The following is a 21,987-nucleotide window of genomic DNA, read 5'->3' on the forward strand; positions in this document are numbered from 1 at the left end:
GATTGTATGATTTCCCTTAGTAGAAATCAAAATACAAACTCCAAGCTCCCCGCTCCGGCTGCCGGGCAAACATCAAACTACCACCATCGATGACGTTGAGCCCCGCCTTAGCATCGGAGCTGATCTGTAGCACGAACTCGAAGCCTTCCCCAAAGCCCGCACCGTAGCCCATGATGCCGGACTGGCAAAAGGAGGGATAGCCGCCTACCTTGTGGCGGTGATCGTGCTCGGTGATGTCGTAGTAGTTTTCAATGGTGCCGTCCCGCTCCAGGCGTAGAATCTCCCGTTCCATTTCCGGGGAAAGGCCGCCGCCATCCCAGATGGGGTAGTCATCGCGTACCGGCTCCGGGCGGAGGGGGAAGGGCTTGATGTATACCGGTTCGGGCTGAGAGGTAGCGGGGTGGACGGTAGGTAGGCTGCGGTACTCCCGCACTACGTAGTAGGCTCCATCGTGCGGATAGGCGGCCGTCTCCCCGCGGGTTTGTAACAGATTGTTGTAGGTGATGGAGAGAAAGAAGGTCAGTAGGGTGACGCCCTTCAGGGCGGGGGGCAGGTACGGCAGATCGGCCAGGTAAAACTGGGCCAGGGGTATCATCGGCTTGCCATTTACATCCGTGGGGACCGTTTCACCCTCACCGAAGGCCGTCACCCGCCCAATCCAGCTTTCCTCGACGGCATTAGTGGGACGGAACCCCCCAGTCGCAAAGGGGACGGTGGGTCGGGCAATGGCGGCCTTGAGCTGCGGGATCGTCATACCGCAATGTACGTTGCACCTGCGGCCCCGCCCCCCCCTTTCGTACCTTGACCGCATGTACAGCCTCACCACCCTAGAATCCTTCTACGCGAAGGAAAGCACGCAGCCCGACAAGCCCTTCTTGCACCAACCCTTCGGCGCGCGGTGGGAAACTTATACCTGGGGGGAGGTCGGCCAGATGGCCCGCAAGGTAGCTGCCTACTTACACACGCAAAACCTTAAACCCGGTAGCCACATCGGACTGGTATCGAAGAACTGCCGCGAGTGGATCATCGCCGATCTGGCCATCATGATGGCCGGTCACGTGAGCGTACCCTTCTTTGCCACCCTGACCGGGGAGCAGATCGCCGAGGTACTGGAGCTGGGCGACGTGGACTTGCTGTTCGTGGGTAAAACCGAGGTATGGGAGTCGATGAAAAGCGGGGTGCCGGAGGAGATGCCCGTGATCCGCTTTCCACACTATGAGGGGAACTCACGGGTGGAGCGGGGGAAAGCCTGGGAGGACATCCTGACGGAGTACGAACCCATGCCCGGACAGCCGGTGCCGGACCCGGACGGGCTCTGGACAATCATCTTCACCAGCGGTACGACGGGTACGCCAAAGGGCGTGATGCTGAGCCTGAAGAACCAGATCGCGCTCATGGCCGAACTTTGGGACCGCAACCCGCTGGCGAACGACTACGATGGCAACAATCGCTACTTCTCCTTCCTACCGCTGAACCACGTAGCGGAGCGGGGCACCATCGAGACGATGTGCCTGACGCACGGGGGGGAGATCTTCTTCACCGAATCTATCGACCGCTTTGCCGATAACCTGCGGGATGCGCGGCCGACCTTCTTTTTCGCCGTGCCACGTATCTGGACCAAGCTGCGGCAGGGGGTGCTGAAGAAAATGCCGCAGGAGAAGCTCGATCGTTTCCTGAAGATTCCGCTGCTATCGTGGTACGTGAAGCGCAAGATCAGGAAGGGGCTGGGGCTGGACCAGTCGCGCCGGAACGTCACGGGAGCCGCACCGATCCCGCAAGAAACCAAGGACTGGTTTGCCCGTATCGGCATCCCCATCGCGGAGGCCTACGCCATGACCGAGAACGGGGCGGTGGGCCACATGATCTACCCCGAGCAGGACCGGCCGGGCTCCGTAGGACAGACGCTGCCGGGTACCGAGTGCAGACTCGATCCGGAGACCAACGAGGTACTTACCCGCGCACCCTACACGATGGTGGGCTACTACAACGCGCCCGAGAAAACGGCCGAGGCCATCGACGCCGAGGGCTGGTTGCACACCGGCGACCAGGGGCAGATCGACGCCGACGGCTTTTTGACGTTGACCGGACGCGTGAAGGACACCTTCAAGACGGCCAAGGCCAAGTTCATCGTACCGAGTGAGATCGAGGATAAATTTGCCGGCAATACCGACATCGACCAGCTCTGCGTACTGGGCCTGGGCATGCCGCAGCCGCTACTGCTGGTATCACTTTCGGAAACGGCGGAGGACAAGGACCGGGCGGTCGTACGCGCCGGGCTCGAAGCGCAACTGGCCGAGGTCAACAACAAGCTACCGAGCTACAAAAAGCTGGGTACGCTGGTGGTGCTCGACGAGCCCTTTAGCGTGGAGAACAACATGCTCACCCCCACCCTGAAGGTCAAACGGCCGCAGGTGCATACGGCCTATAAGGACCGGATGGAGGGTTGGATTGCGGGGGCGGAAAGTGTTGTGTTTCTGTAATAAGATTACAAGAGTTCGCCGGCGGAAAAGGTACAGAGCTCCCCCCGGGCACCCCGCCACTCCAGGTAGGTCTCCAGCACCCGCTCCAGGGCATCCAGACGGTCAAGCTCGCGTTCCAGGCGCTGGGCGGTGACCTTGAGTAAGAAGCGCGGATCTACGTCCTCACGCTGAGCTACCGTCCGGGCAAGTCTACGTAGGGTAAATTCTTCCTGCTGTAGAATGGTATCTACAGAAGCGTACGCATCCAGGGCGGTACGCAGGGCAGCGGCGCTTACCGTCTGCTCCACCTCCCGGAGCTGCCGGCCCAGACTTCCCTCCCGTTCGAGTTGCTCCTTTTCTAGGTACAGTTGACGGAGCTTGAGTTTGCGGTCGCCGCCATCACGAATGCGTAGGGCAAGTCCGATGGTAAACTTCTCGCGAAATTCCTGCCGGGGGTTGGCCCGGTACCGGAGCTGGAGGAAGTCGAGCAACTGACGTTCCTCGGCCTGCTCTAGGGCGATCTCACGGTCGATTAGGGCAAGCTCGTAGGCGGTCCTTAGGTCCGGGACACTGGCAGTGGTACTGGCGGCAACTAATTCGTCGGAGATGGCCGATACGGTGGGAAAGCCGGTGAAGTCCAGGGAATCGCTACCCAATTGATAAGAGGTGCGTAAAAGTTCTTCGCGGCGCTCGCTCCGTCCGCGGGCGAGTACTAGATCACTGCGGTCGGTGATGAGGCGAAATTGATCGTCGGGATCACCGCGGAGGGCGGTCGCGTACCGCTCGGCTACGCGCTGGCGATCGGCCAGTACTAGAAGCAAGGAATCGGTAGTAGTACGCCCGCGCCGAAGTAGGTAGAGTTGTACCCAGTCGCGGTAGAGGTCCTCAATGCGCTCACAGGTAGCCTCCTGCTCGTCCTCCGGGGGCTGAAGCAGCAACTGCTGGTACATCGCCCGCTGCGCCCTCACCCGGCTGGGGGAAGAGAAGTTGAAGCGAATGGTGTACTCCTGCCGCTGGTAGTCGTACTCATCGGTCTCGGTACGTAGGTCATAGGAGTCAATGAAGGGGGTGCGCGGGCGGCGGTCTACTGAGGTAGCTTCGGCAGTCGTCGGTAGCAGCAACTGGCCACGCCGAAAGAACTGGCGGACGTCGACGGTCTGCGCCCCAAGCAGTACGGGGCAGAGTAGTAGGAAGCAAGCTAAGCAGTACCTACTCACTTGCGGGCCGCTTTTGCCACGAAACGCAGACTCACCTTTTCCTTCTGGAGGAAGTGGTTGTCGGCGGGAATCCGCACGGCTACCTCGCGGCCGTAGCTACGGTTGTCGGGAAACTTACGCAGGCGCACGGGGATCTCCACGATACGGCTACCGAGACCGGTGACCTCGCCGCGGTAGCGCACCGATTCATCCTGTAGACTAATCACTTCGAACACATCGCCTATGCCCACCTCCACGGCCAGGTTCTCGTGCACGTAGCCCTTGACCAGTTCGGAGTGCGGCTCGTAGAAGGTGATGAGGTTGGCAAAGGCTGATTTGTACTCGCCCTCCCGGCAGTTGATGTTGCCGACCAAGCCGGCCACCGGGGCGGTCAGGACGACGCGCTCCTGAAGCAGGCTGCTGTCGAAGCGGGCCTCGGCCTGGAGCCGGCGAATGCGCTGGCGGGCGGGTAAGTCTCCCAGAGTAATGCTACTTTCCAGTGCCTGCCGCTCGATCTCATAGGCGGTGACGGTGCGCTCACGGTGGTTTTCGAGTTGCGCTAGTTCTTCGCGTAGCGGTTGGTAGCTGCTTTTGGGTACGTCTACCGTCGTGAGCTCTTCGGAGAGCGATGTTTTGAAGGCAATCTCCTTTTGTAGTTCGGTGATCTGCTCGTCGAGGGTGGCCAGGCGGTTGGCGTGTTCCACTTCCAGACGGGCGAGTTCCTGGGCACGGCGGGCGCGGTAATCGGCTCGCTCGGCGGTTTCCTCCTCAATACGGTAGGCCTGGTCGGCGAGCTCCTGCTGCTTAGGGCGGGTGTCGAGGACCAGGAGGGCCTGCCCGCTGTCGACGGCCTGCCCCGGCTGCACCATGATCTCGACCACGGCCCCGGGCTGGTTGTAGTTCAGCTCCAGCTCGTTACTCTCGGCAAAGCCGTAGAAGGCCAGCTCATCGCCGGGTGGATCACGGAGGAGGAAGAACAGGGCTACGGCGACCAGGCCCACGGCGGGGTAAAAGAGGTTCAGTTTCATCGCCGCTACAGTTTGGTTTGGCGCTGTTGGAAGTTGAGGCGCAGGTCCTCCAGTCCCTCGATACCCTCCAGCCCGGTCGTGAGCGCGGTGACCGAGGCCGACGAGCGCAGCCGGATCAGGTAGGTGAACTCCTGCAGGTCCTCGCGGCTAATCTCCTCGACTACCGGCACGCCCTGGGCGGTATAGCGCTTCAGGCGTTTGGGATTGAGGTAGCGGAGTTTTTCAAGTTCGTAATCGCGGCAGTAGCGGTCAAGGGTGCCCTCGACGATGCCACGCAGACGGTCCTCCTTGGCGACCTGTAGGCGGATCTCCCCGATAAGCTCATTGTTATCGCTCAGCGGCGAGGCACGTAGGATGAAGGCGGCCAGACAAAATACCAGGGTACCGGTCAGGGCCACCGTGAAGCCCACCACGCCGGCGGCGATGCCTACCCCCAGGGAGGCGAACATGAAGGTGATATTGCGGGGGTCGTCGAGCACCGTCCGAAAGCGGATGATACTCAGTGCGCCCAGAATACCCAGTCCACGCGCCACGCTATCCCCGATGGCCTGCATGATCATCGCCGCCACCATGCTGATGAGCACCAGTGCCTGGAGGAAGTGGGCCCGGCGGTAGATGGTCTTGGTAGTAAGCTGGTAGGTAATGGCGATGAGTGAGGAGAGGAAAAAAGAGAACAGCGTAGACAGCAAAATGAGGTAAAAACTCGGCGTATTGGGGTCGTAGGTGAGCGTGTCAAAGTCTAGCATGGAGGGTGGTGGCGGAAGGGCCAAAGATAAAGCAGGCTTAGGCGTTGGACGCTTTTAAAGCGTCCAACGCCTAAACGGCCGCTTGATTTGCAGCGATGGTATTGCGCCCCAATTGGTACATATGCACCTCGTCCGGCCCGTCAGCTAGCCGAATACTGCGTGCATACACATAATATTCCGCCAGGGGTAGGTCACTCGATACCCCCAGCCCACCGTGCAGCTGAATGGCTCGGTCGATCACCGTGCAAGCCATAGCCGGACACACGATCTTAATCATCGCCACCAGGTCCTTAGCCGCCTTGATACCCTCCCGGTCGATGCGATCGGCCGCCGCGAAGGTCAGCAGCCGCGCCTGCTCGATCTCGCAGCGCGAGCGGGCTACTTCCTGCCGGATGCTGCTGAACTTCGCCAGCGGCCGACCAAATGCCGTGCGCTTCCCCGCCCGCTCGCACATCAATTCGAGCGACCGCTGGGCCGTGCCAATCAGCCGCATACAGTGGTGGATGCGCCCGGGGCCTAGTCTACCCTGCGCGATCTCGAAGCCCCTCCCCTCCCCCAGCAGCAGGTTCGCAGCCGGTACCCGCACGTCGGTCAGCTTGATCTCAGCGTGGCCGTGCGGACTGTCCAACGTACCAAATGCCGTAAGAGGACGCACAACCTCCACACCGGGGGTATCGGCCGGCACCAGGATCATACTCTGTTGCAGATGCCGCGGGGCCTCCGAATCGGTCTTGCCCATCACGACGTACAGCTTACAGTCGGGGTGCATGGCCCCGGTGCTCCACCATTTGTGACCGTTGATGACATAGTCGTCACCATCACGTTCAATGCGCGTGGTGATGTTGGTGGCATCGGAGGAGGCCACGGCCGGCTCGGTCATGAGAAAGGCAGAGCGCATGTGTCCGTCCAGCAGCGGTAGCAGCCACTGCTGTTGCTGGGCGGGGGTACCGTACTTCGCCAGTACCTCCATATTCCCAGTGTCGGGGGCGTTGCAATTAAAGACCTCGCTGGCCCAGAGCAAGCGGCCCATGATCTCGGCCAGGGGGGCATACTCTAGATTGGTGAGCCCGGGACTGAAGTCACCGTAGTCTTCGGGCAAGAAGAGGTTCCATAGCCCTGCGGCTCTGGCTTTCTCCTTTAGCTCCTCCATGGGCGGAAAGATCTGCCAGGGGTGCTCCCGGGTGAAGGTTCGGTACTCCGCCTCCAGGGGGTACACCTGCGCCTCCATGAAATCTGTGAGGTGACGGATGTTGTCGCGGGTGGTATCAGTGAGGGCGAAGTGCATAAGTGGGGTAAATTACGTACATGACCTGGCATATCTAGCGGCAGCCGTATCTTACGTACCACGATGCGCCTGCTCCTCAGCATAGTAGTGATCAACCTGCTGGTCTCCTGCCAGTCCGAGGAGCGCGTCAGCTTCAACGCCGAGGTGCGCCCCATCTTCAACGTCCACTGCGTCGGCTGCCACGGCGGCGTGAAGCAGTCCGGGGAGCTGGGCCTAATTTTTCGCGAGGATGCCATGGCCGCCATCGTACCCGGAAGTGCCGCACGCAGCGAACTGATCAAACGGGTTCGCCACACCGATCCGGAGGTACGCATGCCCTACGAGCGCCCCCCCCTGAGTGAAGCCAACATCCGCACCCTTGAGCGCTGGATCGACCAGGGCGCGGAGTGGGAGGAGCACTGGGCCTACCGGGCGCCCACCGTAGTTGCCGCCCACGCCGCCGTGCCGGCCGGGGGTAATGAGATCGATGCGTACATAGCGGATGGACTCGCGCCCCACTCCCGCACGCTTGCACCCGCGGCCGCGCCCCACGTCCTGCTACGCCGTTTGGCCTTTGACCTGACGGGGCTACCCCCCACCCCCGAAGAAGTCGCCGCCTTCGTAGCTGACCCGAGTGAGGCCGCCTACGCCGCCGCCGTAGACCGCTACCTGGCCAGCCCCCGCTACGGGGAGCACCGGGCCGCCACCTGGCTCGACCTGGCCCGCTACGCTGACTCCCGGGGCTACGAACGCGACCGGCCCCGCACGATCTGGCCGTACCGCGACTGGGTGATTCGGGCCTTCAACGCCGACATGCCCTTCGACTCCTTCACCATCCTGCAACTGGCCGGAGATTTGCTCGGTTCACCGACACGTAATCAGTTGATTGCTACAGGTTTCCACCGCAATACCCCGAGCAACGAGGAGGGCGGTACCGACAATGAGGAATACCGCGTAGTGAGCGTGCTGGACCGCGTCAACACCACCTGGGAGGTCTGGCAGGGCACCACCATGGCCTGCGTGCAGTGCCACAGTCACCCCTACGACCCCATCGAGCACGCGGCCTATTACCAGTCGTATGCTTACTTCAACAACACGGCCGACCACGACCACGTCTGGGAACGACCGGCGGTGTCGATCCCCACGCAGGCACTACAGTCCCGCGTCAATAGCGTGCGGCAGTGGGTAGAGGCCCACGGGGAGCCGGAGGAGATCGTGCAGTGGCAGCGCTACCTACAGACCCGCGAGCCCGTACTGCGGCCCTACCACTTCGAGGAGGTAATCGGGGGAATATTTACGGACCGGGGAGACGAGGATTTTATGGTGCTGCAGGACGGCCACTCCTTTGCCCTGCCGTCCATGTCACTGGATCAGGTAACGGCGCTCCACATCAGTGCGGGGGCGCGGGATGCAACCACCCTGGAGGTGCACCTTGATGCCCCGGATGGGCCCCTGGTAGGTACCGCAGCGCTACGCCAGAACTGGGGAAGCGTGACCGTCATTCCCCTCATTCCCACTACCGGTAGGCATCAGCTGCACCTGGGCGTGGCCGGTAAGGCGGGCGGACCACTGCTGAACGTGTACAGCGTGTACCCGCAGCCCAGGCTGCCGGGAGCCGCCACCGCTGGCTACGACGAGATCGCTGCGGGACTCGTCGATGTAGTGACTTCGGCGGATAGCGTATCGGTACCGATCCTGAGTGAGAACCCGCCCGGGCTGAGTCGGACCACCTACCTGTTCGAGCGGGGCAACTGGCTGGTGCACGGCGCGGAGATGCGGGGCGGGGTGCCGGAGATACTACCCGAAATTGCTCCGGACGGCGACCGACTCACCTTCGCCCGCTGGTTGGTGAGTCCTGAAAACCCGCTGACGGCCCGGGTAACGGTCAACCGGATCTGGGCGGAGCTTTTCGGTCGGGGCATCGTAAGTACGCTGGAGGACTTCGGTAGTCAGGGTGCCGCACCCAGTCACCCCGAGCTGCTCGACTGGCTGGCGGTTTACCTCAGTACCGAGCTAGACTGGAGCGTCAAGAGGCTGATCCGCACCATCGTGCTATCACAGACCTACCGGCAGTCCAGCCAGGCCTCTCCCGCCCTGCGCGAGCTGGATCCCGCCAATGCCCTACTAGCGCGTGGACCGAGTGCCCGCCTCACCGCCGAACAGCTCCGCGACCAGATGCTGGCGGTATCGGGACTGCTCAGCGACAAGATGTACGGCCCCGGCGTCATGCCCCCCCAACCCGAGGGGCTCTGGGACCATATCCCCTACAGTGACATGAGGTGGGAGACTAGCACCGGCGAGGATCGTTACCGCCGGGCGGTGTACACCTACCTACGGCGCTCGGTGCTTTACCCCGGTATGACCACCTTCGATGGTTCCGCCCGCGAGGTGTGTCTGTCGCAACGCATCCCCACCAATACTCCGCTACAGGCCCTGGCCACCCTCAATGACCCGGCCTTCATGGAGGGCATGCGTAAGCTGGCGGAGGACGTCAACGAGCAAACCGCCGATCCGGCCACCGCCATCGACATTCTCCACCGCCGCCTCCTACAGCGCCCCGTGCGCGAGGGGGACCGGGAGGCTCTGCTAGCCCTCTACGAGGATGCCCTGGCGGAGTACGACGGCAGGCGAGAGGAAGCCCTTTTCTTGGTGGTCAATGTCTTATTTAACCTGGACGAGTTCCTCACCAAATCATGACCCCACTCCAGGAAGCTCACTACCGGCAGGCCGAGCTCAACAGCCGCCGCCACTTTCTGCGCCAGTGTACCCTCGGCCTGGGAGGTATTGCTCTCGGTAGTTTGTTGGGGTGTACCGAGCAACCCCCGGCCCCCACTTCGTCCTACCCTACTCCGTCACTAGCCGCGCGCGCTCGCCGCGTCATTTATCTCCACATGGCCGGTGCGCCGAGCCAGCTCGAAACCTTCGATTATAAGCCCGATTTACAGCAGTTGCACGGACAGGACTGCCCGCCCTCCCTACTACGGGGGAAGCGCTTCGCCTTCATCCAGGGGACGCCGAAGATGCTTGGTCCCCAGGCCAGCTTTGCCCGCTACGGCGAGAGTGGTGCCTACGTCTCCGAGCTGTTCCCTCACCAGGCCAGGCTGATTGACGATATGGCTTTTCTGCGCGCCGTGCACACCGAAGAGTTCAATCACGCTCCGGCTCAGTTGCTCATGCACACCGGAAGTCCGCGCCTGGGCCGGCCGGCAATGGGCAGCTGGGTCACCTACGGACTGGGTTCCGGCAACGAGAACCTACCGGGCTTCATCGTGCTATCGAGCGGTGGCCGGGAGCCCAGCGCCGGTAAAAAGCTGTGGAGTAGTGGCTTTTTGCCCAGCATCGAGCAGGGCGTGCAGTGCCGTACCGAGGGTGATCCCATCCTGTACCTCAGCGATCCGGAGGGCATGCCGCGTAGTCTACGGGGGCGGTCCATCGCGGCCATTAACGAGCTCAATCAGCGGCAGTACAATGAGGTAGGCGACCCCGAGACCCTCACCCGCATCCGGCAGTACGAGATGGCCTTCAAGATGCAGGTTTCGGTGCCCGAGGTGATGGACATCAGCAAGGAGCCGGCTTACATTCACGCCATGTACGGTACGGAGCCCGGACGTAACTCCTTCGCCAACAACTGCCTACTGGCCCGCCGCCTAGCTGAGGCCGACGTGCGCTTCATCCAGCTCTACGACTGGGGCTGGGACATGCACGGTACGAGCCGGGATACTGGCCTAGCCGAGGGGCTACGCGACAAGTGCCGCGAGATCGATCGCCCCATCTCCGCATTACTTGCCGATCTAAAACAGCGCGGACTGCTGGAGGATACCCTCGTAGTCTGGGGTGGCGAGTTTGGCCGTACCCCCATGCAGGAAAACCGTGGGGGCATCACCAATCCCTTCCTGGGCCGCGACCACCACGGCGACGCCTTTACGATGTGGATGGCCGGCGGTGGTGTGCGGGGCGGGGCCAGCTACGGGGTGACCGATGCGATCGGCTACCAGGGCGTGGCCGAGCGTACCCACGTCCATGACGTGCAGGCTACCATCCTGTACCAACTCGGACTCGACCACGAGCAGCTTACCTACCCCTTCCAGGGACGTAACTTTCGGCTGACGGATGTGGCCGGTGAGGTGATCAAACCAATTATTGCTTAGTTAGCTACTAACTTCTGCCGCCCCAGTCTGGCAAAGGCCCGCGCCGCCCGCCCAAATTTCTCCATCCGCTCATCCCGCGTACTACCCTGCACGTAGCGGTGGTAGAGCTGCTGGGCGATCACCGCGGTTTTGAAACAGGCGAAGGACTCATACCAGGGCATGCGTGACAGGTTGTAGCCAGTGTACTCCGCGTAGCGCTGCTTCACATACTCCTTGTCCGGCCACTCACCTTTCAGTAGACGGATCGGCATGTCGGCCGCATCCAGTCCGGGGTCGGGCCAGAAGCTCAGGGTACCGGCTAGGTCGATGAGCGGATCGCCCAGGGTGGCCATGTCCCAGTCGAACACGGAGGTCACCCGGTCCGGCTTCCCGGGCTGATACTGGCAGTTGTCGAACTTGAGGTCGCCGTGTACGATGCTGACCACCTGGGGGGTGGGAATATCTTCGGCTAGTGCGGTGGCCAGGTAATCCATATCCGCGTTATCCTGCGTTTTGGCTAGTTGCCACCGCTTCGACCAGCCCCTCAACTGGCGGGCGGCGAACCCTTCGGGCTTACCAAGTTCCTGGAGCCTAGCCTGCATGACATCTACCCGGTGTAGATCGGCACTTACCCGCATCAGCGCATCGGTGAGTCGCCGTTCCACGTTGGACAGCTCCCGGAAGGTGTCCGGCAGCGTGTAACGCACGACTACCCCGTGCCGCCGCTCCATGACGACAAAGTCGGCACCGATTACTGATGGGTCAGTGCAGAGTAATACGGCCTTTGGGGCGGGGGTGAAGTGTCCGTGCAGCCGCGACAGGATTTGGTATTCCCGCCGCATATCGTGTGCCCCCGGCGCGATGGTGCCGAAGGGTGGCCGGCGTAGGACCAGCTCCCGGTCGCCGAATTTGAGCTCGTAGGTCAGGTTAGCGTGGCCCCCGTGAAACTGGGTGATGGTGAGTGGGCCGGTGAGCTCCGTAAGCTGCTCTCTCAAATAGGGTTCGAGGCGGTCGGTGGGGACTTCTTCGCCGGGGCGGATGGGGTTGGGCATTCCCGAATGTAGAGGTTAGTAACCACGTATGTACCAGAGGTTAGCAAAACTGAAGGTGGCAAAGCTAACCAGTCCGGTACCGATCTTGAATAACACCCATCGTAGTTTTCCCAATCGCAACCAGTTAAGTTGATACTGGTATGCCAGCGCCTCTAGCATGTAGCCTGCACAGTAGGCAAGGTTGACCAGAATGGCCCATACGGCTATTTCCAGTAGTATGAAACGATTATCACTAAAAAGATTAAATGGCGGCAGCACTATTCCAGCTATCCCCGACAGCAGCACCGCCCCATTAAACCACAGCCGCCTCCCCTCCCACCAAGCCAGGGCAATGACGAGGACATGCTCCTCGGTAACGGGGGAAAGGGGCTGATCTAGAATATCCATAGCTATAAGTATATCCACCAAAGAATGGGAAAGTACCAATTACTGGCCCAGGCGTAGAAAATCAGGCTCGTCACTCCGGTACCAAGTAGAAAAATCACCCAGCGCAATTTGCCTAGTCGCACCCGGCCCCGCCCGTAGTGATAGACTAGTGCGTCGAGTAGGTAGCCGGCACAGTAGCAGGCATTTGCAACCACGGCCCAGCAGCCCAGCTCGAACAAGGTGTGCCAGATAGTAAACGGACCGAAGGAGTTACCGCCTTCCGGTACGGTAGCAGCGTAGAATCCCACCACCATAATGATCACCGTAAACCACGGCCGCTTCCATTCCCACCAGCTCAGCGCGGCAACCAATAGATGACAATTACTCCCGCCCGGTGATCGGTCGAGTGTATCCATTACGACTGGCTCGGCACCGGTGGTGGGAATGGCAATGAAAAGATGAGTGCGAGGTAATGCAAGCGCACGGTATTTTTGCTGAGCGGATACCGTGCAAGATAAGTCGGTACCTGCCTTACCCTGCCGCTATGCTCCGTACCGCCTGCCTGCTTATCTCCTGGATCGTGCTGCTATCCTGCGCGGGTCGACCCCGTCCGACGGCCACACCCCGTCCGACGGCCATACAGGAGGCCGCGAATTTTCAGGCCGAGCTCAGTGCTACCTACCTAGACCCCAAGCGGACCATCCTCGACTCCACAAAACTAGCTAAGCTACAGGAACTTGGCGGCCTCCCCTTCTTCCCCCTCGATCCCGCCTACCGGGTGGTGGCTGCCTTCACCCCTTACGCCGACCCCGAAATCGTGCGGCTGCCTACCAGCAGCCAGCGCATGGCGGAGTTTCGGGTGTACGGACGGGCGAGCTTCACTCTCGGGGGACAGGTTCTAGCGCTCGATGTTTTGGAGACCACCAACCCCAACGTGCCGGAAGAATACGCGGGACTACTTTTTCTTCCCTTTCAAGACGCGACCTCCGGTAGCGAGACCTACGGCGGTGGCCGCTACCTCGACTTACCGAAGCCCGAGGGCGATAAGCTGATGATTGATTTCAATAAGGCCTACCAACCCTACTGTGCTTACAGCGATGGGTTTTCATGTCCCGTACCGCCGGCCCAGAACCGACTGCCGGTGGCGGTGCGGGCGGGGGTGCGGCTGGACTAACCCCGCAGATGCTCGTCGAAAAAGGCGATCGTCCGCTCCCACGCCAGGGTGGCGGCCGCCTCGTCGTAGCGGGGGGTGGTATCGTTATGGAAGCCGTGATTGACCTCGGGGTAGATGTAGGCCTGGTAGTTCACGTTATTGGCTTTGAGGGCGGCTTCGTAATCTGGCCAGCCTGCATTGACGCGCTCGTCGAGTCCGGCGTAGTGGAGTAGCAGCGGGGCCTGGATCTGCGCGGTCTCCTCGGCGGTGGGCTGACTGCCGTAGAAGGGCACGGCGGCACCGAGGTCGGGACAGCGCACGGCAAGCATGTTTGAGATATAGCCCCCGAAGCAGAAGCCCACCACCCCTACCCTACCCGTGCACTCGGGGTGGTGGCGCAGGTACTCGTAGGCGGCCACGAAGTCGTCGAGCATCTCCTCGCGGTCGCGTTGGCCCTGCAGCTCGCGGCCCTCATCGTCGTTGCCGGGGTAGCCGCCCAGGGGGGTGAGGGCGTCGGGGGCCAGGGAGATAAAGTCGGCCACGGCGGCGCGGCGACCCACGTCCTCGATGTAGGGATTGAGCCCGCGGTTCTCGTGGACGACGATGATACCAGGCAGTTTCTCGGTCTTGTCGACCGGGCGAGCGAGCTGGCCGCGGATGGTGATGCCGCTTTGGGGCGTGGTATACTCTACCGTATCGCTATCGAGGCGGGGGTCATCGGCCTTGATCTGCACGCGGGTGGTGTACTCGGGCATGAGGTAGTCCAGTAGGGCGGTGACGGTAAGTCCGCCCACGGCATAGTGCGATAGCTGCTTCACAAATGCCCGCCGGTCGAGCTGGTTGTGGGCGTAGCGGTCGTAAAGATTGAAGACTTCCTGAGGGAGCTGGGATTTATCGAGCTTGGACATCGGCGGCGGGGCTTGGTTTAACCCACAAGCTAGGGTACAAGGCTTACATTGGTGGGTGAACTACCAAAGCTGTTGCGGACGCTATTCGATTAATATTGCACCGGCGGCCCCGCCCCCCTGTAGGTGCGGGAACATGGAGCGTAACGGCCGGGTTAGCTTGGTATGCGCTTCCTGCTCGTACTGACGCTGCTAATCTCATTTGCTATGGCCCCCGCCAAGACCCACGACCCCGTTTCCATCTATGACTTTCGCAAGGGGACGCCGATGGCCTGGCGGGTGCAGGACGACACGGTGATGGGCGGGGTATCGCAGGGCCAGGTGGAGATGACCGATAAGGGTCACGCCCGATTTTACGGCCACGTGTCGCTGGAGAACAATGGGGGATTTTCTTCCATCCTTTACACCCTGAACCAACCGGTGGATGTGGCAGGACTGAGCGTGTTTAATCTGCGGGTGAAGGGTGACGGTAAGTCGTACACCCTACGCGTAAAGTCTGACCCGGACCAGGACTACTACCACCAGGCTAGCTTTCCGACCAGCGGGGAGTGGGAGCAGGTGCAGGTACCGTTTGGGGAAATGACGGCCGTACACCACGGTGAGCCGGTCGACGTACCGAACTTCGCTGGGGGGCCGGTGCACGAGGTGCAATTGCTGATCGGCAATAAAAAGGAGCAGGATTTTGAGGTGCTGGTGGATCGGATTGAGGCGAAGTAGGGCGGTGTAGCGAGCAAGTAGGCTTTATCCTCTGTTCACCCAAGAATAGCCTCACCTGCATGCTGCTACTCAACTCCCTGGACCTCAGCCTCCCTCTCACCGACCCGGTGCTGAAGTTTCTGGTGATCCTGCTGATCATTCTCTTTGCGCCGATCCTGCTTAACCGGATTAAAATCCCGCAGCTGCTGGGGCTCATCATTGCCGGGGCCATCGTGGGCCCCTTTGGGCTCAACCTGATGGAGCGGGACAGTGGCATTATCCTATCGGGTACCGTGGGCCTATTGTACATCATGTTCCTGGCCGGACTCGAGATCGACCTGGGCGACTTCAAAAAGAACGCGACGAAGAGTGTCGGCTTCGGCCTCGTGACCTTCACCCTCCCAATGGTGCTGGGTACCCTGGCGGGCTACTACGTGCTGCAGTACTCCCTCATGACCTCGGTGCTGCTGGCCAGTATGTTTGCCTCCCATACCCTGATCGCCTACCCCCTGGTGAGCAAGCTTGGTATCGCGAAGAACAAGGCCGTCAACATCACCGTGGGCGGGACCATGATCACCGATACCCTGGCGCTGCTCGTACTGGCCGTGATCGTGGGTATGACGCAGGGGGAGGTCAACGGGGCCTTCTGGCTGCGGCTGAGTGTGTCGATCCTGGTTTTTGGGGCGATCGTGCTGCTGGTTTTTCCGCTCATCGGGCGCTGGTTCTTTAAGCGCTTTGATGACAATACCTCGCAGTACATCTTCGTGCTTGCCATGGTGTTCCTGGGCGCGGTGCTGGCCGAGCTCGCCGGTATCGAGCCCATCATCGGCGCCTTCCTGGCGGGGCTGGCGCTCAACCGACTCATCCCCCACACCTCGCCGCTGATGAACCGCATCGAGTTCGTGGGTAACGCCATCTTCATCCCCTTCTTCCTCATCGGGGTAGGTATGCTCATCGACTACCGGGCCTTCGTGGAGGATACGCGTACCCTGCAGGTGGGCGGGGTGATGATCTTGGTAGCCTGTGTGTCGAAGTACGCCGCTGCCGCGCTAACCCAACGGGCGTACAAGCTCTCTGGCGATGAGCGCGACGTTATCTTCGGACTCAGCAACGCCCAGGCCGCTGCCACCCTGGCCGCCGTACTCGTAGGCTACAACATCGTGGTGGGTACCACGGAAGCGGGCGAGCCCATCCGCCTGCTCAACGAGAACGTCCTGAACGGCACCATCCTCATGATCCTGGCTACCTGTACCATTGCCTCCCTCTTCGCCCAGCGGGGGGCCGGACGGATCGCCGCGCTGGAGGAGCAGGAACCTACGGTCGACGAAGATATCCTCAACGGAGAACGCATTCTCATTCCCCTCAGCAATGCAGCAACCACCGAGGAACTGGTCAATCTCGGCGTCACCATCAAGACCCCTAAAAAGGTCGGGGAGCTCTATGCCCTCAGCATCATGGACAATACGGCCGAGGACGCCAGCCGCGAGAGCCGCGCCAAGAAGATCCTCCATAAGGCAACCACCATCGCCGCGGCCACCGATACGGCCCTGCACGAACTGCTGCGCTACGACCTCAACCTGGTCAACGGCATCAGCAGCGTCGTCAAGGAGCACAAGATCAGCGACCTTATCCTGGGGCTTCACGTAGCTAAGGGTATCTCCGATTCCTTCCTCGGACACCTCACCGATGGCATTCTGCAGCGGTGTAACGTCACCACCCTCATCTACAAACCCGCCCAGCCCTTCGGTACCATCTCGCGCCACTTGGTGCTGGTGCCCGACCGGGCGGAGGAGGAAACCGGCTTCGACCCCTGGCTCGATAAGCTCTGGAATATGTCGCACAACTCCGGGGCCACCGTGGTCATCTACGGCGGCGAGCGTACCCTGGCCCCCATCCGCGAGCGGCAGGAGCGCGACCCCATCGAGTGCACCTTCGTGGCCTTCAACGACTGGAACGACTTCCTGATCCTGAGCCGCGACGTACGCCCCAACGATAATCTCGTCATCGTAATGAGCCGCCGGGATAAACCCTCCTTCCAGAAGGCCATGCATAAGGTGCCCGGCTACCTGAATAAGTACTTTCAGGCCAGTAGCTTCCTGCTTATCTATCCCATGCAGGAGGGGGTGGGTGAGGCGGCGGAGGTGGGTATGCGGGACGCTACCATGCTGGAGCCGCTGCTGCAGATCAATAAGTTTGGGCGGTCGCTTTCTGGGGTGCTGCGTCGGCCTGGGCCTGAGCTACAGGGATAGAGCGTGCCGCGAGGCTCCCCACCTACTCCGGAAGAAACAACTTCATCCCCTCCCCAAACACCACCCCGTCCAGGTGGCCCATACGGTCACGCTCCCGGGTGATCAGGTGCATGTGCACGTAGCTATCCAGAGGAGTGAATATGCCCTGGTGCGAGGTGCTGAAGAAGCCCAGGATGTCGACCTGGCGGTCCGTAAGGGTAAAGGTCTGCTGCCCCCGGTGGGCCTCGGCGGGAGACTCAGGGACAATGCCCTCCGGGAGGTTCTGAAGGTGGATTTCGGCCCGCTCCAGCGGTCCGGCCAGTCGGTACACGAAGGGGCGGGGATCGCCGATCGTGAGTTGATCGAGGTAGTCGACGAACTGAGCGAGGGTACGTACATCGGTCGGTACGGTGTACTCATTCCAGCTGCGCTGGTGGGTGTAGACGAAAAAGGGCGGGCGTAGCTGCATGGTCTCGGCTACCGTCATGCCATCGGGGCCATCAACCCGGCTCAGGTAGCCGCGCCCGTCGAAGACTAGGACCTCACCGCGTAGGTACTCGCCGGGGCCAAGTCCGTAGAGTCCCTGCCGATTCTGGAGGGTATCCAGATCGATGCTGCCGCTGAGTTTGTCCCCGCGCATGGTGGCCTCCATGGAGCCGACTACGGTGAGTGAGGTATCGGAGGCGATGGCCTGCCCGGGGGCCGGACGATTGGGATCGCAGGTTAGAAGGAGCAACACCAATAGGACGAGTACCGGGAGTTTCATGGGGGTGTGGTTTGCGGTCATTGCACCCGCGCACCGCCGCAATTTCCTACCTTTTGCCGCAAAATTACGGATATGCAGCTAGGTTTTGTCACCGCTATTCTTCCCGAACAGTCGCTGGAAGAAGTTTTCCAGGTAGCCGCCGAGATTGGCTACGAATGTATCGAGGTCATGTGCTGGCCCCCCGGTAAGGCCGAGCGGCGCTACGCGGGCGTGACCCACATTGATGTGACGGATCTGCCGGGGACGCAGGTGCAACGTATCCGGGAGCTGAGCGACCGGTACGGCGTGGCCATCAGCGCGCTGAGCTACTACCCTAACATGCTCGTGGCCGACCGGGCGGAAGGGCAGGTGTATATCGACCACTTTCGTAAGGTCATCGACGCGGCGGCACTGCTGGGGGTGAACCACGCCAATACCTTCATCGGGCGCGACCCGAAAAAATCTATTGATGATAACTGGCCGCGCTTTCGGGAGGTGTGGGGACCCTTGCTGGAATACGCTGAGGAAAAACAGGTGTACGTCGGCATTGAAAACTGCCCCATGATTTTCACTAACGACGAGTGGCCAGGAGGCAAGAATCTAGCCACTTCACCGGCGACCTGGGAGCAGATGTTTGCAGAGTTTCCTACGCCCTACTTCGGGCTCAACTACGACCCTTCGCACATGATCTGGCAGCGGATGGACTACCTGGCCCCCATGCGGGAGTTTACCGACCGGCTGGTACACGTGCACGCCAAGGACATGCGGGTGGACCAGCACCGGCTGGACCGCCACGGCATCATGGCGGTACCCACTAAGTGGTACGAGCCCAAGATCCCGGGGCTGGGGCACGTGGACTGGGGGCGGTTTTTCAGTATGCTATCGAGTGTGGGCTACACCGGGCCGGTCTGCGTGGAGGTGGAGGACCTGGCCTTCGAGGGTAGCCTGGAGGGGCGGCTACAAGCGCTGCGGCAGAGTTACCGTTACTTGCGGCAGTTCGTCTAGGCTAGGGAAGTCCGGTAGGCATCTCCTAACAACTGGTTAGCGGTCTCGTCGTCGGTAAAACGCTCCTGCTCCGGGTTCCAGGTTAGGGAGCGGCCTAGGCGGTACGTGATGTTGGCCAGGGTGCACACGCTGGCCGTGCGGTGGCCGGTCTCGACGGGACAGACGAGCTCGCCGCCGTTGCGGATCACGTCTACGAAGTTGGTCATGTGCCGTACGAAGGCGTCGGACTGGTCCTGGCGCGTTTGATCTGCTTCGGGAATCAGGCCGGTAATCGAGCTATCGAGGAAGCTACGTGATACGTCCAGGCTGCCCTCGCTTCCGATGAAGCGAATAGCGTTGCCCCGGCCGAACATGCGGTGCCCGACGCGGGTGCTGTCGGCGTAGTAGAAGGTGAGTCCATCCTGCGGGTTCTCACCGGGGGGCGGGATGAAGTGGGTGGGGCCACTTTTGTCCATGCCCTTCGCCCACTGTACGATATCGAACATATGCGCGCCCCAGTCGGTGACCATACCACCGCCGAACTCGGCATAGTCGCGCCACTTGGCCCAGATGTCAAGATCTAGCGGGGGGAGCAGGACGGGATTATAGGGCCGCATAACCGAGGGACCGATCCACGCCTTCCAGTCTAGCCCCTCGGGCACGGCCTCCGCCTCCAGGTCAAAGGGCCGGGGGGGCGGGCCGATGCCCACAAGTACCTCCTTGACCTCGCCGAGCTTGCCGGACTGCACGAGCTCTACCGCCCGGCCAAAGTTGAACATGGAGCGCTGCATGCTGCCGGTCTGTAGCACCTTTCCGCTGCGGGTTACGGCTTCAACCATGGCGCGGCCCTCCTCAACAGTGTGGGCCAGGGGCTTTTCGCAGTAGACGTGTAGGCCGCGGTCGAGGGCCTCGATGCACACCGTGGCGTGCTGGTGATCGGGTACGGCTACCACTACGGCATCCAGTCCGTCGTGGTCGAGCAGCTGGCGGTAGTCGGTGTACGAAGCGATGGACGCCTCGTCAGCTCGGTCGGCGGCCATCATATTCTCTTTCCGAATGTCGACAAACTTGGCCAGTTTAGCTGGATGAAGGTCGCAGGCGGCTACCAGGCGGGTGCCGGGCACCTGCATAATGACGTGGGCTAATCCTTGCGCCTGCTTACCGCAGCCGATGATGCCGAGGGTGAGCGTATCGCTGGCGCGGTTGCCGCCGATACCGGCACTGAGGTAGGAGGGGATGAAGGAGATACCGGCGGCGGTTGTAGCGGCAGCCTTCATGAAGCGGCGTCGGGTAGCTGGAATCATAGGGTGATCGACTTAGCAAGACAGAGAATACCACCTAAGATACGCATACAACACATATCCAGCACCCCGGAGCGATTTACCCACAGGGCCTCAGGGCGCTGCTACCTCGATACGCAGGTAATTATCCTGACCAACGAGCCGGCTACCCACTAACTCTACTACAGATACCGGTAGAGTAAAGGCAATCCCGTCACGCGTATCCACAAACACCCGGTAATCGGCATCGGTGTCGTCGGAGACCGTCAGTAAGCCCCTGTCCAGGTCCAGCACGTAGCTGCCCTGTAGCACGATGTGATCGTTGGACAGGAACATCAGCGTGCCGTCGTCGAGGAAGCTCGCGCTGATATTACCCAGGTCGCCGGGGTCGATGGTACTGCGACGGGGCAGACGGTTCACCTCCACGGCGGTGCTCCCTTCCTGGTCTTCTTCCAGCGGCGCGAGGAGGTAACTGCGTGAGTAGCCGGCATTGACCTCATCGACGAAGGCCTCGGCGGTATACTCTACCGGCGCTTCTGGCAATTGCTCGAAGCGTACCGGGTGGACCTGATCTTTTTCAATGAGACGTCCAGCAAAGCCCGTAGCGCCGATGCTGTCTACCAGCACGATTGCGTTTTCAAGGTACTGTCCGCGCCGCCGCTCCCCCAGTACCAGCACCGGCTGCGGACCGGTCAGGGCCAGGCTGTACTCCGAATATTGTAGTCCCGGACCATTTGCTCGCCAGTCGGTCATCCGATTAACAAAGTCACGGGCTCCGCGGCGAGCGTACTCCGGGAAGCCGGTAAACACGGGCTCGAAACTGGCCCAGTAGGTGGCCCCGCCATAGCGGTACGTGAAGGGCCGCCGGGTAAGCAGCGCGGTATCGAGTGGCGTGGTGACCTGCCGTAGAGGAATTAATTTACCCGCTGATGCCAGGGTGTTAAGGGTGGCCCCGTCTCGCAGCGCGATGAGCGTGTCCCGGCCCTGGAGCAGGTTATGGATGGTGACTTCCGCATCCCGCCGCCGCACCACGTCACCGTGCACCAGCGGGCCCCGCCCATCCAATGCACTGACGTATAGGTAGCTCTCCCTTATTTCGGGTGGGTCCGACGGGTCACCGCACGCCCCCAACACTAAGAGAACAGCACCGTAAAAAGCTCGTATCATGGACTCGTGTACGCCCTGCACCCCCTAAAGTTGTCGCTGCTCGATCGCCTCCCGCCAGGCCTGCGGTAGGGGCAGCTTGCGCAGCGCCGCATAATCGTAGGGCACGATGGTCTGCTGGGTCACCGCCGCCAGCCGCTGGTGCCGAGCGCTAAATATGGCCGTCTGCATAATGAAGCGATCCTCCAACACCTCAATGGTGCGCGTGCCCACCCGCGCGGTGTCGGGGTAGGTCATAGGGAACACGTACTTGCAGTCCTGCCAGGCCAGGATGGCCCCCGTGCCGCCCTCCGGCCCGAAGCTGGTGTTGACGCCGATGGCCTCGAAATATAGCACGCGCACCGTTTCGGCCCAGCGTAGGTACACCAAGTTATTGACGTGGTTGGCGGAGTCCATGTCGCCCCAGTGGACGGGGAAATCGTGGAGGTTGGGGAAGTTTTCTACCGTAATCATGGTTCATTGACTGTCGTCAGCCGAATTGTTTTGCTCCGGTGTGCCGGAGCAAAAGTTCGTCTGCCGACTTATTACCACCTAAGAAGCCCACTCGGCAGACGAGCGAAGCTACGCAACGCTCGGCGGACGAGTGGCGGACGA

At 61.3% G+C, this 21,987-nt stretch carries 20 protein-coding genes; 7 read left to right on the forward strand and 13 right to left on the reverse strand.

Annotated elements, in window-relative coordinates:
• Positions 1 to 16 precede the first annotated feature (16 nt).
• The gene (locus ACOOHD_RS07680; RefSeq protein ID WP_420460983.1) at positions 17 to 754 is read right to left on the reverse strand and encodes a DUF1963 domain-containing protein; all 738 of its coding nucleotides are present in this window, start codon (positions 752 to 754) and stop codon (positions 17 to 19) included.
• Positions 755 to 809: 55 nt separating this feature from the next.
• Here ACOOHD_RS07680 and ACOOHD_RS07685 point away from each other — a divergent pair, with 55 nt between their 5' ends.
• Positions 810 to 2,480 carry an AMP-binding protein gene (locus tag ACOOHD_RS07685; protein ID WP_420460984.1) on the forward strand — a complete coding sequence of 557 codons (1,671 nt, stop codon included), beginning with the start codon at positions 810 to 812 and terminating at the stop codon, positions 2,478 to 2,480.
• 5 nt (positions 2,481 to 2,485) lie between these two features.
• On the opposite strand, the gene ACOOHD_RS07690 is transcribed toward ACOOHD_RS07685, so the two are convergent.
• The 4 genes from ACOOHD_RS07690 to ACOOHD_RS07705 form a co-directional block, all read right to left on the reverse strand.
• Positions 2,486 to 3,676: a hypothetical protein gene (locus tag ACOOHD_RS07690; RefSeq protein WP_420460985.1), complete on the reverse strand. Its 1,191-nt coding sequence runs from the start codon at positions 3,674 to 3,676 to the stop codon at positions 2,486 to 2,488.
• Positions 3,673 to 4,683, reverse strand: a complete 1,011-nt coding sequence (locus ACOOHD_RS07695) for an HlyD family secretion protein (protein ID WP_420460986.1) — start codon at positions 4,681 to 4,683, stop codon at positions 3,673 to 3,675. Before ACOOHD_RS07695 ends, ACOOHD_RS07690 begins: the two co-directional genes overlap by 4 nt.
• 5 nt (positions 4,684 to 4,688) lie before the next feature.
• Positions 4,689 to 5,429, reverse strand: a complete 741-nt coding sequence (locus ACOOHD_RS07700) for a DUF4956 domain-containing protein (RefSeq protein ID WP_420460987.1) — start codon at positions 5,427 to 5,429, stop codon at positions 4,689 to 4,691.
• A 70-nt stretch (positions 5,430 to 5,499) separates the two neighbouring features.
• Complete coding sequence (locus ACOOHD_RS07705) at positions 5,500 to 6,714, reverse strand: acyl-CoA dehydrogenase family protein (protein ID WP_420460988.1); 1,215 nt, start codon at positions 6,712 to 6,714, stop codon at positions 5,500 to 5,502.
• 63 nt (positions 6,715 to 6,777) lie between these two features.
• Between ACOOHD_RS07705 and ACOOHD_RS07710 the strand changes: the two genes are divergently transcribed.
• Together ACOOHD_RS07710 and ACOOHD_RS07715 are read left to right on the forward strand one after the other, a co-directional pair.
• The gene (locus ACOOHD_RS07710) at positions 6,778 to 9,390 is read left to right on the forward strand and encodes a DUF1553 domain-containing protein (RefSeq protein ID WP_420460989.1); all 2,613 of its coding nucleotides are present in this window, start codon (positions 6,778 to 6,780) and stop codon (positions 9,388 to 9,390) included.
• Complete coding sequence (locus tag ACOOHD_RS07715; RefSeq protein ID WP_420460990.1) at positions 9,387 to 10,841, forward strand: DUF1501 domain-containing protein; 1,455 nt, start codon at positions 9,387 to 9,389, stop codon at positions 10,839 to 10,841. Before ACOOHD_RS07710 ends, ACOOHD_RS07715 begins: the two co-directional genes overlap by 4 nt.
• Here the strand turns inward: ACOOHD_RS07715 and ACOOHD_RS07720 are convergent.
• The 3 genes from ACOOHD_RS07720 to ACOOHD_RS07730 are packed head-to-tail and all read right to left on the reverse strand — an operon-like array spanning position 10,838 to position 12,654.
• Positions 10,838 to 11,872 carry a phosphotransferase family protein gene (locus ACOOHD_RS07720; RefSeq protein ID WP_420460991.1) on the reverse strand — a complete coding sequence of 345 codons (1,035 nt, stop codon included), beginning with the start codon at positions 11,870 to 11,872 and terminating at the stop codon, positions 10,838 to 10,840. The two genes, ACOOHD_RS07715 and ACOOHD_RS07720, sit on opposite strands and share 4 nt — an antisense overlap.
• Before the next feature lie 15 nt (positions 11,873 to 11,887).
• Entirely contained in the window at positions 11,888 to 12,259 is a 372-nt protein-coding gene (locus ACOOHD_RS07725; protein ID WP_420460992.1) for a hypothetical protein, read from the reverse strand.
• A gap of 2 nt (positions 12,260 to 12,261) precedes the next feature.
• A complete protein-coding gene (locus ACOOHD_RS07730; RefSeq protein ID WP_420460993.1) occupies positions 12,262 to 12,654 on the reverse strand; it encodes a hypothetical protein in 393 nt (130 codons plus the stop codon).
• 128 nt (positions 12,655 to 12,782) lie between these two features.
• On the opposite strand from ACOOHD_RS07730, the gene ACOOHD_RS07735 reads away from it, so the two are divergent.
• Positions 12,783 to 13,412 carry a DUF1684 domain-containing protein gene (locus ACOOHD_RS07735; protein WP_420460994.1) on the forward strand — a complete coding sequence of 210 codons (630 nt, stop codon included), beginning with the start codon at positions 12,783 to 12,785 and terminating at the stop codon, positions 13,410 to 13,412.
• Here the strand turns inward: ACOOHD_RS07735 and ACOOHD_RS07740 are convergent.
• Positions 13,409 to 14,299 carry a dienelactone hydrolase family protein gene (locus ACOOHD_RS07740; protein WP_420460995.1) on the reverse strand — a complete coding sequence of 297 codons (891 nt, stop codon included), beginning with the start codon at positions 14,297 to 14,299 and terminating at the stop codon, positions 13,409 to 13,411. The genes ACOOHD_RS07735 and ACOOHD_RS07740 overlap by 4 nt on opposite strands.
• Before the next feature lie 162 nt (positions 14,300 to 14,461).
• Here ACOOHD_RS07740 and ACOOHD_RS07745 point away from each other — a divergent pair, with 162 nt between their 5' ends.
• Both ACOOHD_RS07745 and ACOOHD_RS07750 read left to right on the forward strand, forming a co-directional pair.
• Positions 14,462 to 15,013: a CIA30 family protein gene (locus tag ACOOHD_RS07745; protein WP_420460996.1), complete on the forward strand. Its 552-nt coding sequence runs from the start codon at positions 14,462 to 14,464 to the stop codon at positions 15,011 to 15,013.
• A gap of 59 nt (positions 15,014 to 15,072) precedes the next feature.
• The gene (locus ACOOHD_RS07750) at positions 15,073 to 17,241 is read left to right on the forward strand and encodes a cation:proton antiporter (RefSeq protein ID WP_420460997.1); all 2,169 of its coding nucleotides are present in this window, start codon (positions 15,073 to 15,075) and stop codon (positions 17,239 to 17,241) included.
• Between the two features lie 22 nt (positions 17,242 to 17,263).
• Here the strand turns inward: ACOOHD_RS07750 and ACOOHD_RS07755 are convergent, their stop codons facing one another.
• Positions 17,264 to 17,986: an acetolactate decarboxylase gene (locus tag ACOOHD_RS07755; protein ID WP_420460998.1), complete on the reverse strand. Its 723-nt coding sequence runs from the start codon at positions 17,984 to 17,986 to the stop codon at positions 17,264 to 17,266.
• A gap of 72 nt (positions 17,987 to 18,058) precedes the next feature.
• Between ACOOHD_RS07755 and ACOOHD_RS07760 the strand changes: the two genes are divergently transcribed.
• Entirely contained in the window at positions 18,059 to 18,970 is a 912-nt protein-coding gene (locus ACOOHD_RS07760) for a sugar phosphate isomerase/epimerase family protein (RefSeq protein ID WP_420460999.1), read from the forward strand.
• Here ACOOHD_RS07760 and ACOOHD_RS07765 read toward each other — a convergent pair.
• The 3 genes from ACOOHD_RS07765 to ACOOHD_RS07775 form a co-directional block, all read right to left on the reverse strand.
• The gene (locus ACOOHD_RS07765) at positions 18,967 to 20,253 is read right to left on the reverse strand and encodes a Gfo/Idh/MocA family protein (RefSeq protein ID WP_420461000.1); all 1,287 of its coding nucleotides are present in this window, start codon (positions 20,251 to 20,253) and stop codon (positions 18,967 to 18,969) included. The two genes, ACOOHD_RS07760 and ACOOHD_RS07765, sit on opposite strands and share 4 nt — an antisense overlap.
• A gap of 90 nt (positions 20,254 to 20,343) precedes the next feature.
• On the reverse strand, positions 20,344 to 21,294 hold the full coding sequence (locus ACOOHD_RS07770) for a hypothetical protein (protein ID WP_420461001.1): 951 nt from the start codon (positions 21,292 to 21,294) through the stop codon (positions 20,344 to 20,346).
• 126 nt (positions 21,295 to 21,420) lie between these two features.
• Entirely contained in the window at positions 21,421 to 21,846 is a 426-nt protein-coding gene (locus tag ACOOHD_RS07775) for an acyl-CoA thioesterase (protein ID WP_420461002.1), read from the reverse strand.
• Positions 21,847 to 21,987 lie beyond the last annotated feature (141 nt).

Origin of the sequence: Neolewinella sp., assembly GCF_965214665.1 — a bacterium.
Taxonomy (GTDB): Bacteria; Bacteroidota; Bacteroidia; order Chitinophagales; family Saprospiraceae; genus Neolewinella.

Coding starts and splice junctions, on each gene's coding strand:
- ACOOHD_RS07715 (WP_420460990.1), top strand. CDS start 9,387: ATGACCCCACTCCAGGAAGCTCACTACCGGCAGGCCGAGCTCAACAGC.
- ACOOHD_RS07765 (WP_420461000.1), bottom strand. CDS start 20,253: ATGATTCCAGCTACCCGACGCCGCTTCATGAAGGCTGCCGCTACAACC.
- ACOOHD_RS07740 (WP_420460995.1), bottom strand. CDS start 14,299: ATGTCCAAGCTCGATAAATCCCAGCTCCCTCAGGAAGTCTTCAATCTT.
- ACOOHD_RS07700 (WP_420460987.1), bottom strand. CDS start 5,429: ATGCTAGACTTTGACACGCTCACCTACGACCCCAATACGCCGAGTTTT.
- ACOOHD_RS07695 (WP_420460986.1), bottom strand. CDS start 4,683: ATGAAACTGAACCTCTTTTACCCCGCCGTGGGCCTGGTCGCCGTAGCC.
- ACOOHD_RS07685 (WP_420460984.1), top strand. CDS start 810: ATGTACAGCCTCACCACCCTAGAATCCTTCTACGCGAAGGAAAGCACG.
- ACOOHD_RS07775 (WP_420461002.1), bottom strand. CDS start 21,846: ATGATTACGGTAGAAAACTTCCCCAACCTCCACGATTTCCCCGTCCAC.
- ACOOHD_RS07750 (WP_420460997.1), top strand. CDS start 15,073: ATGCTGCTACTCAACTCCCTGGACCTCAGCCTCCCTCTCACCGACCCG.
- ACOOHD_RS07720 (WP_420460991.1), bottom strand. CDS start 11,872: ATGCCCAACCCCATCCGCCCCGGCGAAGAAGTCCCCACCGACCGCCTC.
- ACOOHD_RS07760 (WP_420460999.1), top strand. CDS start 18,059: ATGCAGCTAGGTTTTGTCACCGCTATTCTTCCCGAACAGTCGCTGGAA.
- ACOOHD_RS07755 (WP_420460998.1), bottom strand. CDS start 17,986: ATGAAACTCCCGGTACTCGTCCTATTGGTGTTGCTCCTTCTAACCTGC.
- ACOOHD_RS07705 (WP_420460988.1), bottom strand. CDS start 6,714: ATGCACTTCGCCCTCACTGATACCACCCGCGACAACATCCGTCACCTC.
- ACOOHD_RS07710 (WP_420460989.1), top strand. CDS start 6,778: ATGCGCCTGCTCCTCAGCATAGTAGTGATCAACCTGCTGGTCTCCTGC.
- ACOOHD_RS07735 (WP_420460994.1), top strand. CDS start 12,783: ATGCTCCGTACCGCCTGCCTGCTTATCTCCTGGATCGTGCTGCTATCC.
- ACOOHD_RS07745 (WP_420460996.1), top strand. CDS start 14,462: ATGCGCTTCCTGCTCGTACTGACGCTGCTAATCTCATTTGCTATGGCC.
- ACOOHD_RS07680 (WP_420460983.1), bottom strand. CDS start 754: ATGACGATCCCGCAGCTCAAGGCCGCCATTGCCCGACCCACCGTCCCC.
- ACOOHD_RS07730 (WP_420460993.1), bottom strand. CDS start 12,654: ATGGATACACTCGACCGATCACCGGGCGGGAGTAATTGTCATCTATTG.
- ACOOHD_RS07725 (WP_420460992.1), bottom strand. CDS start 12,259: ATGGATATTCTAGATCAGCCCCTTTCCCCCGTTACCGAGGAGCATGTC.